Raw genomic sequence first — 11,932 nt, 5'->3', positions numbered from 1 at the left:
GCCTGTTCCGGGTGTCAGGTGTCCGTGCGGTCCATGATCCGGCCGCCATACCAGTGCTCAATCAGCAAGCGTGCAATGGACAGCCGGCTGGAGATGGTGATTTCGCCGGTGAGCACGGCGTCCTGGAGTTCCTCCCGGCTGAACCAGCGCGCACGGGTTACCTCCACGCCGTCGGGCTTTGCCACGGCGTCTTCGGTGATGGCGGTAAATCCAAGCATAAGGGAGGCCGGGAACGGCCATGACTGCGAGCCCAAGTACTGGCAGCCCGTGACCCGGACGCCCACTTCCTCGTGGATTTCCCTGACGACAGCTTGTTCCAGGGATTCGCCGGGTTCAACGAATCCGGCCAGCGTGGAGTAATTCTTCGCGTCAACTGGCCCGCCGCCACCGAGCAGCAGCCGTCCGTCCGGCCCCACCACCGTGACGATGATGGCCGGATCCGTCCGGGGGTAGTGTTCCGAGCTGTCCTGGGGGCAGCGGCGGACCCAGCCGCCAGCCTCCACGGCAGTGCGGGCACCGCACCGGGGGCAATGCGTATGGCCGGCGTGCCAGTTGGCGATGGCGCTGGCTTCAACGAACAACGCCGTATCAGTGGGGTTCAGGACGGCGGCGATGTCGCGGAAGCCGGACCACTGCGCGCCGGCCGGGATTCCGGCAGTGCCGGGGTCGGCAGGTTCAGGAAGGACAACAAGGACCACTTCGGTGCCGGCGGCAAGATCCGAGCTGTCCAGCGCGGCGCCAAGATAGATGACCTGTTCCGGGGCTGAGCCACGGTCCCGCATGTCAGCCAGCAACTGGGCCGCTGCGGGCAGTAGAAGCTGGTTGCCCCGCACCAGGGCCTGCCGCCCGGCAAGGACCACCGCCCGGGTGTGTTCGCTGTCCAGCAATTCCTCAACCATGCCTGGCCGGACACGGTCTGCGGAGCCGCGGTCCACGGCGGCCGGGAGAACCGGCAGTACGGTATCGAACAGGTGGTTGGCCGGCAGCTGGGCTGCCTGCGGCTGGTAGGCCGGTATAGCGGACTCCGCATGACTCATGTGTCCACCGTACTGACTCGGACTGACAATTTACATTCGGCGGGGACATTCGGCGGGACAGGTGGCGTGGACCTCCTGACCGTGTCCGGAAGCCGACTTTTGCAGCATATCTGGAGACTCGCCGCCGCACATCGTTGTCTTGGACGCCACTCAATCTACCGTGGAACGGTGAGAAGAAAACCGATCGAACTGGCAGCCGTAGCAACCGCGGCAGTCCCCGGGCTGACCCCAACCGCCGTTAGCTCCGCTGCGGACGATCCCGCGGATTTTGACTCCGCGCTGCTGCTGGATTCCGAAGACAAACAGTGGCGGGTCAGGTCCCCGCGGCATGCGGAAGCAAGCGCCAGGCTCGAGACGGAGTTCCTCGTCCTCCGGGCATTCGTACCGGCCATCCGCGCCGAGCTGCCCTTCCTGATGCCCACTGTGGCCGGCAGCGTCCGGCTTGGTAACCTCAGCACCTTTGTGTACTCCCATCTGGCCGGGAGTACACAAAGTGTGGAAGAACTCACCGCAGGTCCGGCCGTGCTCGCCCGGGAAATCGGGACGGCGCTGGCGGCCATCCATGATCTTCCGCACTCCCTGGTCAGCAATGCCGACCTGCCCAGCTACACGCCCAACGAATTCCGCCAGCGCCGGCTCAACGAGCTCGACCAGGCGGCCACAACCGGAAAAATCCCGGCGTCGCTGTTGCTCCGCTGGGAACATGCCCTTGAAGACGTCTCACTGTGGCGGTTCAACCCGTGCGTTGTCCACGGGGACCTCCATGAGGACAACCTGCTCGTGGAAAGCAGCCGCGTCACGGCCGTTACGGGCTGGACGGACCTGCGGATCGGGGATCCCGCCGACGACTTCGCCTGGCTGGTTGCCTCGAACGAACAGGATTTCGTGGACGCAGTTCTTGCCAGCTACACCGGCAGCCGCCGCGACTCTCCGGACCAGCACCTGCTCCGGCGAGCTGCCCTGTCTGCCGAGTTCGCGTTGGCGCAATACCTGGTCAAGGGCATCGCTGCCGGCGACGCGGGTATGGTTGCCGAAGCCGAAGGTATGCTGGAAACCCTCGCGGCCGACGTCGAAGAGCACGGCGGCCAGGCCATCAGTGTCGAGCCGCTGCCAGCCCCGGCTGCCCCGGCCGACGACGCCGCCCAGTCCCCGGCAGCCCAGTCCCACGCGGTGGGTGTGGCCGCTGCTCCGGCGGTGACCGTCGTCCCCGTGCCCGTCCCGTCGGTGGAACCTGTTCCGGTGGTGCCCGCAGTGGAAGTCAGCCCTATCCCGGCTGAGCACCTCCCGGCCGACGAAGCACCGGCGGACAAGCCGTCAGTGCGCCCGTCCGCCGAGGACACGTCCACCGCGGCCATCAGCATCCTCGACGTCAGGAAGCACTGACACCCGGAAACGCTTCCTGAGGTCAGCCTGCGCTGACCTCAGGGAGCACTGACATCGAGGGCGGCGGCCACAATCTGTTCGAGCTCCTCAGCGGAGCCCAGATCGTGCGGACGCACGACTTGGTTGTCCGCAACGTAGAAGAAGGCGGCCCTGACGTCCTCCACTGCCACGCCCTTGAGCCGGGCCCAAGCCAGCCGGTACGCGGCCAGCTGCACCGATTTGGCCCGCAACTGCGCGGCAGACGGCCGACGGCCGGTTTTCCAGTCCACGAGGTCCCACCTCCCGTCCGCATCCTGGAAGACGGCGTCGATGCGCCCTCGGACCACCACGTCGCCTACCCGCGTTTCCACCGGAACTTCGACAAAAGCCGGTGACCTATCGGCCCATTCCGAGGCTTTGAAGGTGGCCACCATGGTGTCGAGGTCGTAGGCGGCGTCAATGTGGTCGTCGGAGCCGGGGGCCTCGCCAAGGTCGAGCATCCCGGCTGCGCCGAAGTACTCTTCAACCCAGGCGTGGAATGCCGTCCCCTTTCGCGCCGACATGCCGGGCTCACGCGGAACAGGCCTTCGCAGCCGGCCCACAACTCCCGCCGGGTCCTCGCCAAGATCCACCAGCGTGGACGCCGAGATGTGGCCGGGCAAATGAACGTCCTGCCCGGAGGCGCGCCTGGACCGCCGTTCCAGCAGCAACGCAGCTTCCCTGGCCCAGCCCGCCGCAGGGCCCCGAAGCCTTGGCCCGGACTCATTGGCGGATGCAGGCTCAAGGACCGTCACAGAGTCCTCGGGATCCAAGGGCTCCAACGCCGCCCGGACGCGTGCCGCGGCGCCCTCCATGGCCAGCCGCCTGCCGGGAACAACCCGCAGGCGCTCCCCGGTCCGCGCATCCACGGGACCTTCGAGGGGGTCATAGGGCCATCCGGCCACCTCCGTTTCGGTAGTCAACGGGCTCTTTTCAGGCAGGGAGGCTTCGTCCACTGACGCGGGGTGCACTATGGCGGGACAGATTTCCGCGGCGTCCACCGGGGCCGTGTTGGGGCCGGAGCCGACAAGCTGTTCCAGTTCAGCGAGGAAAGGTGACATCTCGGCACGGCCTGCCCTGGAGCCCACCCATGCCGCGCTCGAGACCCAGAGGACGTGCTTTGCCCTGGTGTAGGCCACATATGCCAGGCGGCGTTCCTCGCCCTCGCCATGGACCTGGACGGCTGATTTGAAGTCCTTCTCGGCGTCCAGCCAGCCCTTCTGGTCCGGCTGGTCGGTATCCCATTGGGGCAGGTCCGAACGGTCCCCCCGCAACGGCCACGGCAGGGCCGCCGCGCCGCTGCTCCAGCGCGAGTCCTTGTTGCTGGGGAAGGCGCCGGCGTTGAGGCCCGGTACAAAGACGACGTCCCATTCCAGGCCCTTTGACGCATGGACGGTCAGCAGTTGCACAGCCTCGCGGTTGATATCCGACGGCGGAGCTTCGAGGCCGTTTTCCTCGGCCGCGGCAGCTTCCAGCCAGGCAAGGAAGGCGAGGATGTCTACTCGGTGCGAGGTCCGCAGGAAGCCGGCCGCCGCGTCCTGGAAGGCGTCCAGGTTTCGGCGGGCCTGGTGGATGCTGGTCCCCGGGCGTGCTGCCACTTCGATGTCGAGCAACATGGCGCGTTCCACTTCGCAGAGCAGGGTAGTGAGGTCGTCCCCGAGGTAGCCGCGCAGCTGCCTGAGCTCCGCCGAAAGCCTGCCGAGGCGGTCGCGGGCCACTTCGGTCAGCGACCGACCGTGGGAAGAGGCCCAGTCGTCCCGTGGCAGCCAGTCCAGCGCTTCAACCAGGCTGGCACCGTCCGTCAGGTCGCTTTCGATGACGGCCTCGTCGGACGCGTCAGCGGGCCCGTCCGCCGTCGTGGCCGCGCCTGCGGGGCGGCCACGACGGCGTGCGAGGTGGCTGGACCAGTCGCGGAAGGCCATCAGGTCTGCCGGCCCGATCCGCCAACGGGCGCCGGCCAGGAGGCGCATCAGGGAGTCCGAGCGTCCGGGATCGGCAAGCACCCGGAGCGTGGCCACCAGATCAACGATTTCGGGAGTGTCGAGCAGTCCGCCGAGCCCCACGATTTCGTAGGCAATCCCCCGCGTCTCGAACTCCCGCCGGATGGTTTCCATCTGGGCCCGCCGGCGACACAGGACAGCCAGTGCCGGCGGCACCGGTGTGCCGTCGCCCTCACGTTCAAAGTCCGTGACCCGGTACTTTATGACGTCCTCGGCAAGGGCGGCCGCTTCGTCGAGGTCTGTGCCGAAGCGGCCCAGTACCACCCGTCCCTCCACCGCGAAGGGACTGGGCTGTAGCGGCGGCACATTCGCCGCCGCCGTAGCCGTGCCCACCGGGATAGTGCCTTCCGCGGCGGTGCCCGCTTCGGTGATGCTTTCCGCGGCCGCGCCCACTGCGGCGCTGCCGGCAGTGGCCTTCTGTGCCTCGGCGCGCCCTAAGGCCTCTGACATGATGTTGGCGGCGGACAGGATGGCCCGGCCGTTGCGCCACGCCGTTGTGAGGTACGACGTAGGGGCCAGCGTAAAGCGTCCCGGCCTGTCGTCCCCGTCCACGCGGACAGGGAATTCACGGACAAAGTGGAAGAGCTGGCCTGCCGAAGCACCCCGGAAGCCGTATATCGACTGGTTGGGGTCCCCCACGGCGGTGACCGCGTGGCCCCCGCCGAAAAGCCGCGAAAACAGGACCAGCTGGGCATACGACGTGTCCTGGAACTCGTCGAGGAGCACCACTTTGTAGCGCTGGCGTTCCATGTCCGCAGCTAGGGGGATTTCCGTGGCCACACGGGCCGCGAGTGCCACCAGGTCGCCGAAGTCCAATGCCCCGCGTGACTTCTTGGCGGCGGCGTAGCGGCCCACCATGTCAGCCACGCTTGCCCTGGTGCGCAGCATCGCGGCCAGTTCACCGGCTGCCTGGGGGGCGTTCTTGTTCGCCCCGGCCACGTAGGGACGTTCGTCAAACTCAGCGAGTCGCGCCAGAAGCCAGGCCTCGACGTCGGCCGGTTCCTGCAGGTGCTCTGCGCACTCCCCCGCGAGCTGGATGACTGCCTTGACCAGTGTGGACTTGGCTGCCTTGAAGTGGCTGTACTCGCCGTCGAACGCTTCCACTACTTCGCTGGCGAGCTGCCAGGCTTGGGCTCCGCCGAGCAGCACAACGTCGCGTTCCACGCCCAGCCGCAACCCGTAGTCGGAAACGATGCCGCTGGCAAATGAGTGGTAGGTGGACACCTTGGGCTCCAAGGCGTCGCTGCTGAGCAGCCCCTCGGGGAACACTTCGTGCCGTGTGTCCTGGGCTGCGACACGCTGCAGTGCCGCCAGCTTGGCCCGGATCCGCGTGGCCAGCTCGCCTGCTGCCTTCCTGGTGAAAGTTACGCCCAGGACTTCCTCAGGCCTGACCCAGCCGTTGGCAACGAGCCAGACGACGCGGTCGGCCATGGTGGCGGTCTTGCCGGAACCCGCGCCCGCGATCACCAGCCGGGGAGCCAGTGGTGAGGAAATGATGGCCGACTGTTCGGGGGTCGGCGTGTTCTTTTCACCCAGCAGCATGGACAGCTGCTCGGGGCTGAACAGGGGCTCTGGAACCTGGGGCTGGCTCATTCGGTGACCTGCTTTCCGCGGACACAGAGTGGACAGACTTCAGGGAGCCTGCAGCCGTGCCCCCCATGGCTGCTCTTTGCCGGGTCATGCCTGGCTTCGAAGCTGCTGCCGGACATTACCGCAGCCGCATCGGTGACCATGTCCAGGGCCCAGTTATCCTGGGCCTCCAAGGGTTCCTGTTGCTGGACGCCGGGACTCTTGGTGGGTGTTCCGAGCTGCGCCAGCACGGCGCCGCCCGGCACGAGTGACCCCGGTGCTGGTGAGTCCGGCGCTGGTGAGTCCGGCACTGGTGCACCGGGTTCTGCTGCGCTGAATTCTGCTGCACCGGGCAGTCCGTGTACCTCCGTGAAACCGCCGGCCAGGACCGCCGCTTGGTAGGCCCCCAGCTGGGGATGGCGGGACAGCTCGGTCTTGCCAGGCTGCCTTTTGCCAGTCTTGAGGTCCACAATGACGAGCCTTCCTTCGGGGTCGATCTCCAGCCGGTCAACCTGGCCGCGGAGCACGGCGGCGCGGGGAATGTCGGTCCCGCCGGCCAAATCTCCGACGGACTCGGCATCGTCCGTCCCGGTATCCGCCGGCGGAACATCGGGCAGCCGGACCTCAAAGTCCTGCTCGACGCCCAGCAGGCTCCGGCCCTCGCTCCGCATCACCAGGACGTACTGGGCGAGCTTGCGCACCATTGTTTCGGCACGCTGGAAGTCCAGTTTGCCTTCCCAGTTGTCCTTCATCCCCAGAGTTGGCCACCGGCGGATGAGTTCGGCGACGTACTCGCCCCCGGAGGCCTCCGGCAGATCCTGCGCGATGGCGTGCACCAGGGTGCCCAGGCTCCGCGCGAAATCGGTGGCGGCCTCTCCGCCAGCCGCCTGCACAAACCAGTCGAGCGGTGATTTCTGCACGGATTCCACCTTCGAGGGCGAGACGTAAACGGTCCCTCCGGGCGGGACAACCGGCTTCGATGTCGTCAGAGGGGGCAGGCCCCACCAGCTGTCCGGATGCGCTCCCGGGACTGCCGGTTCCGCGGCGGCAAGTCCGGCCAGGACCCTGGCGGCCTCGGCAGCTTCGGGCTCATACTTTCCATCCAGCTGCGCGTATTGCCGCAGCTCGGCCACCAGGGCACGCAGTGTCATGGGCCGTTCCACCGGCGTGAACCCCCTGCCTTCGGCGCCCGGCTCAAGCGGCGCCACATAGTCGAGGAAGGACGACGGCTGGTCGTCCTCAGACGAAACAGCGGTGCAGATCAGCATCTCGCAGGCCCTTGAAACGGCCGTGGAGAAGCTCCGGAGTTCGTCGTAGCGGATTTCCCGCAGCCGGCTCAGCGGGTCCAGCTGTAATGCATAGCTGACCCCATGCTCGACGGCGTCAGCGTAGAGGCTGCTGCCCAGCAGCTCACCGCGGAGCCGGGTATTGGGCCAGACGCCTTCCTGCAGCCCCGCCACAATGACCACGGGCCATTGCCGCCCGGCAGCACTGGCCGGGGTCATTAGCTCGACGGCGTCGTCCACCTGGGCCCGCGCGGCCAGGGTATCCATCGGCAGCTCCTGGTTCAGGAGGTACTCGAGGAACTGTTCCGGCCCGGCGCCCGGCATCTGGTCCACGTAGCGCTCGGCTGTATGGAAGAGCGCCATCATGGCATCAAGGTCCCGGTCGGCGCGGGCTCCGTGGGAACCGCCGATGAGGGCGGATTCGGTCCACGCATTGGCCAGTCCGGTGGAATGCCACAGGGCCCAGAGCACGGTCTCGGCATTGGCGCCGGGCTCGGCGGCGGCGCTCCGCCCTGCCTGGATCATGCGTGCGGTCCGGCGAGCGGAACGGCCTTCCAGGCCCAGCGTTCCCAGGGCGCCGGGTTCCGATAATGCTTCAACCAGCAGGGCGTCGCTGGTCCGTCCGCCGCCGCCCTGCAGCTCTTCCCGCCTGAGCGACTGGCGTAGCCGGCGCAGTTCAATGGACGTAGCGCCCCCGATGCGCGACGTCAGCAGGGCGACGGCGGCTTCCGGAGTCAGCAGTTCAGGATCCAGCGCAATGGCGTAGGCGTCCAACAGCGGGCGTACGGCCACTTCATCTCGGACCGCGGACTCGGCTACCGGAACGCGCACCGGGATCCCCTGGCCCGTGAGGTAGCGCTGCAGCTCACTGAGCTGTCCGCCGTTACGTACAATCACGGCGATCTCTGCCAGGTCGCGGCCATGGTTGACGTGCTGGTCCAGGATGCGCTGCGCAACGTACCGGAGTTCGTGGACCGGGGACGGCACCAGGTGTGCTTCCACCGTGCCGGCGGGCTGAGTTTGGGGTTCGACGACGGCGTTGGGCCCGTGCGCGGTTCCGGCCAGGGGTTCGGGCTGCTCGAGCCGCCTGGCAAGCTGGCCGCCCGCACGCTGCGAGATCCTGCCCGCGACGCCGAGCCAGGCCGCCGCGATGGCGGGGGCGTGCCGATGGGTGTGCCACAGCGGCCGCTCGACGACCCCGTCGTCCGCAGAAAGCAGGCGCGGCAGCTCCGCGACCAGGTCGGGCCTGGCCCCGCGAAAGCCCTGCACAACGGTGTCCGGAGAGTAGGCGACATAGCAGTCCTTGCCGGCGGCGATATCGGCGAGCAGTTCGAACACGGCAGGGTTCGCCTCCTGCACATCGTCCACCAGCACCAGCTGGAGGCGGTCCCGTTCCGCGGCCAGGAAGTCAGGCGCGTCCTGGAAGATCTGCCGGGCCGTAGTGATGATGCCGGCGGGGTCGAAGGCCTCCGGCATTCGCATGTCCAGGACATCCCGGTACTCGGTGTACAGCGCCGCGGCGGCGATCCAATCGGGCCGGCCGCACTGGTGGCCCAGCTCCTCCAGGTCGCCGGAGGTCCGGCCGGATTCGATGATCCGGTCGAAGAGTTGGCGTACCTCGTGCCGAAAACCCCGTGTCTCCAGTGCCGCTTCCAGGTCGGCAGGCCACGGAAGTTCCAAGCCCGGTATCCGGTGGCCCTCCAGGAGTTCGCGGATGATGAGGTCCTGTTCCGGGCCTGACAGGAGACGCGGCGCGCGCGGAAGCGGAAGGATTCCCTCAGCCTTGGCCCGGCGGATCAGGTCAAACGCGTAGGCTGCCCAGGTCCGGGCCGGTGTGGTGCTCAGGCTCCTGTCCAGCCGTGCGGTGAAGCGGTCGCGGAGTGAGTCGGCGGCGAGGCGTCCGGGTGCCAGGATGAGGATCCGCTCCGGGTCCACGCCGTCCTGCAGGGCCCTACGGACGGCGGCTTCGATCAGGACCGTTGATTTTCCCGTTCCCGGTGCGCCGGGAACCAGGACAGGCCCTGAGCCGTGGGGCACGTCGACGGCGTCGCGCTGGTCCGCAGACAACGCCGGCACGTCCGCGTGCAGCTGCCGCGGCGGGAGAAGCCGGAGGCCTGTTCCGCCGGATCGTCCGGCCGCGGACGCGGGCCCCGCTGACGTGCGTGCGGACTCGGCGGTATCAACATCGGGGATTGTTACGGTCACACAGACATTTCATCATCAGCCACCGACAATCTATGCAGCCGCCGCTCCAGCTGCTCCGCAATGGCGTCGATCCGGTCGAAGTCATCCTCGCCCGGTGCCCAGCGTGCTGCCATCAGGTCCACCCGCCATTTGCCTTCGCCGGTGCGCCGGAAAGCATCGTGGTTGCCGAGCAGGGGCGTCCCCTCCTGCAGGTAGTGGCGGAGGGCTTCGGCCTCGTGGCCTTCCGGACCATGGCCGTTCGCTTTGAGGATGCGCCACCACGCGACCTGGCTGCCGTAGTGGCTCATGGCGTGGCCCACCTGCCGCGGACCGCCGGACCCCAGCAGCTCGGCCACATCACCGTAGGCCAGTGCGGTGCCGGGTGGAACCAGCTCGACCAGCGCGAGCACCGCCTCAATGTACTCAGTCCGCATACCTCAAGGTTACCGGCAGTGGCGTTGGCGGATCCTGTCGGTGCTGGCCGGTAGCGTTGAAGCATGACCTCCTGGAACACCCTCCCCCGCGCAGCCTTCGATCTCGAAACCACCGGACGGAATTCGCGTGCCGCGCGGATCGTCACGGCGTCGGTCACCGTGGTGGACCACAAGGGGGACGTCATCACCGAACACGAATGGCTGGCCGATCCCGGTGTCGAAATCCCTACCGAGGCCAGCGATATCCACGGCATCACCACGGAGCAGGCCCGGCGTGAGGGACGGCCGGCCCATGAAGTCACCGGGGAGCTCGCCACGGTCCTGCAGGACCTGTTCGACGCCGGAATTCCGGTCATTGCCTTCAACGCCAGCTACGACTTCACCGTCCTGGCCGCTGAGTCCGCCCGTTACGGCGTCAGGCAGTTGAGCCGTTTCCCCGTCCTGGACCCGTTCATCATGAACAAACAGGTGGACCGCTACCGCAAGGGTAAGCGCACACTGACGGCCCTGTGTGAGGAATACGGCATCACGTTGGACAACGCCCATACGTCGGCCGCGGATGCTTTGGCCACACTCCGGATGCTGGATGCCATGGCCATCAAGTTCCCCAAGCTCAAGATGCCGGCCAGCCAGCTTCACGAACTGCAAAAGGACTGGGCTGTCAGCCAAGCGGCGGACTTCCAGAACTACCTGCGCAAGACCAAGCCCGCCGCCGTGATCGAAGGCGAATGGCCTGTCCTACCTCCGGAAGACGCCAGCGGCGACTTCTAGTTGAGAGCTAACTCACATTTATCCAGGAACCGCTGACTGCGACTGCGGGAACCCGCAGATTCGGCCGCGCGGGAAGCTTTCATTCATCAGATGTTCAGGAAGAGTCAACGTCAGCCACTAATTCGGCAGGAGGCGCATTGAAGCAAGGTCTTATTCGCCCGAAGGCGCTGAAAGCCGGAAATGAGATGATTAAGTTCAGCGGTAATCCCGCCCCGGCCGGCCGGCATTTGGGAGCAAGGCGCCAGGCGCCTGACGCGCAGCCTTCGGCCCGGTTGATCTTAAGACTCTGATGAAAGTGACTTTCTCATGAAGACCAAAGCCATGAAGTGGCTGACCAGCGTTCCGGTCGCGGTTGCGCTGGCTGTCTCGCTGGCCGCCTGCGGTAGCGGGACTGCCCAGCCGAGCGGCACGCCCACCGATGCCCTCGCCGGCAGTGACCAGCAGACGCTGGACAAGTACACCACCGCCGACGTCACGCCGTTGGACCAGATCGACAAGACCAAGCTGGGCCTCAACACCGAAGGCAAGCTTGAAGTTGGCACGCTCTCCGACGCCCCGCCGAATATCTTCATCGACCCCGCCGGCAAGTTCACCGGCTACGACAACGAGCTCCTGCGCGCCGTTGCCGGCAAGCTTGGCCTCGAGGTCGAGTTCGTAGCCACCGACTTCTCGGCGCTGCTCTCCCAGGTACAGACCAAGCAGTTCGATGTGGGATCGTCCTCGATCTCCACAACAGACGCCCGCCGCGCCAACGTAGGCTTCACCAACGGCTACGACTTCGGCTTTATGGCTGTCGTTGCCAAGACCGACAGCGACGTCAAGGGCTTCGCAGACCTGGATGCCAATGTCCGCATCGGCGTCGTCCAGGGCACGGTCCAGGACGACTACGTCACCAATACCCTGAAGCTCGAGCCGGTCCGTTTCCCGGACTACGCCACCGTGTATGCCAACGTGCGCAACGGCCAGATCGATGCCTGGGTGGCACCCTCGCAGCAGGCCACCGGCCAGGTGAAGGACGGCGACGGAACTGTCATCGCCGAGTCGGTTGTGAACACCCAGAACTTCACCGCTTACGCCGTGAACAAGGACAACAAGGCCCTGATCGACGCTTTGAACTCCGGCCTTGATGCCGTAATTTCTGACGGCACCTGGTCCAAGCTGACCAAGGAATGGTACCCGGACCGCGAGACCCCCGCCGACTGGAAGCCGGGAAGCAAAGCTGCTCCGGCTCCCCAGAGCTGATCTGGGCT

General features: G+C 66.8%; 7 protein-coding genes. 3 read left to right on the top strand and 4 right to left on the bottom strand.

Annotation, left to right across the window (positions count from 1 at the left end; translation table 11 throughout):
- Positions 1 to 14: 14 nt before the first annotated feature.
- On the bottom strand, positions 15 to 1,037 hold the full coding sequence (nudC, locus tag CXR02_RS11850; RefSeq protein ID WP_104062171.1) for an NAD(+) diphosphatase: 1,023 nt from the start codon (positions 1,035 to 1,037) through the stop codon (positions 15 to 17).
- A 168-nt stretch (positions 1,038 to 1,205) separates the two neighbouring features.
- Between nudC and CXR02_RS11845 the strand changes: the two genes are divergently transcribed.
- Entirely contained in the window at positions 1,206 to 2,420 is a 1,215-nt protein-coding gene (locus CXR02_RS11845) for a macrolide 2'-phosphotransferase (RefSeq protein ID WP_104062170.1), read from the top strand.
- A 38-nt stretch (positions 2,421 to 2,458) separates the two neighbouring features.
- Here CXR02_RS11845 and CXR02_RS11840 read toward each other — a convergent pair whose 3' ends face one another.
- From CXR02_RS11840 to CXR02_RS11830, 3 genes are all read right to left on the bottom strand, one after another.
- Positions 2,459 to 6,031 (bottom strand): ATP-dependent DNA helicase, encoded by a 3,573-nt coding sequence (locus CXR02_RS11840; RefSeq protein WP_104062169.1) that lies wholly within the window; start codon positions 6,029 to 6,031, stop codon positions 2,459 to 2,461.
- Complete coding sequence (locus CXR02_RS11835; protein ID WP_258060926.1) at positions 6,028 to 9,381, bottom strand: ATP-dependent DNA helicase; 3,354 nt, start codon at positions 9,379 to 9,381, stop codon at positions 6,028 to 6,030. The genes CXR02_RS11840 and CXR02_RS11835 overlap by 4 nt, the downstream gene beginning before the upstream one ends.
- A gap of 113 nt (positions 9,382 to 9,494) precedes the next feature.
- Positions 9,495 to 9,911 carry an MGMT family protein gene (locus CXR02_RS11830; protein WP_104062168.1) on the bottom strand — a complete coding sequence of 139 codons (417 nt, stop codon included), beginning with the start codon at positions 9,909 to 9,911 and terminating at the stop codon, positions 9,495 to 9,497.
- Positions 9,912 to 9,974: 63 nt separating this feature from the next.
- Between CXR02_RS11830 and CXR02_RS11825 the strand changes: the two genes are divergently transcribed.
- Complete coding sequence (locus CXR02_RS11825) at positions 9,975 to 10,682, top strand: 3'-5' exonuclease (RefSeq protein ID WP_056343881.1); 708 nt, start codon at positions 9,975 to 9,977, stop codon at positions 10,680 to 10,682.
- 306 nt (positions 10,683 to 10,988) lie between these two features.
- A complete protein-coding gene (locus CXR02_RS11820; protein ID WP_104062167.1) occupies positions 10,989 to 11,924 on the top strand; it encodes an ABC transporter substrate-binding protein in 936 nt (311 codons plus the stop codon).
- The last annotated feature ends 8 nt before the right edge of the window (positions 11,925 to 11,932 follow it).

This window comes from Arthrobacter sp. 4R501 (assembly GCF_002929755.1).
Classification (GTDB): Bacteria; Actinomycetota; Actinomycetes; order Actinomycetales; family Micrococcaceae; genus Arthrobacter.
Note: the sequence above shows the minus strand (reverse complement) of the source record. Positions and strands in the feature narration are given on the sequence as shown.

Bases quoted from the DNA above. Each gene is read 5' to 3' on its own strand.
- CXR02_RS11830 (WP_104062168.1), bottom strand. From the start codon at position 9,911: ATGCGGACTGAGTACATTGAGGCGGTGCTCGCGCTGGTCGAGCTGGTT.
- CXR02_RS11820 (WP_104062167.1), top strand. From the start codon at position 10,989: ATGAAGACCAAAGCCATGAAGTGGCTGACCAGCGTTCCGGTCGCGGTT.
- nudC (WP_104062171.1), bottom strand. From the start codon at position 1,037: ATGAGTCATGCGGAGTCCGCTATACCGGCCTACCAGCCGCAGGCAGCC.
- CXR02_RS11840 (WP_104062169.1), bottom strand. From the start codon at position 6,031: ATGAGCCAGCCCCAGGTTCCAGAGCCCCTGTTCAGCCCCGAGCAGCTG.
- CXR02_RS11825 (WP_056343881.1), top strand. From the start codon at position 9,975: ATGACCTCCTGGAACACCCTCCCCCGCGCAGCCTTCGATCTCGAAACC.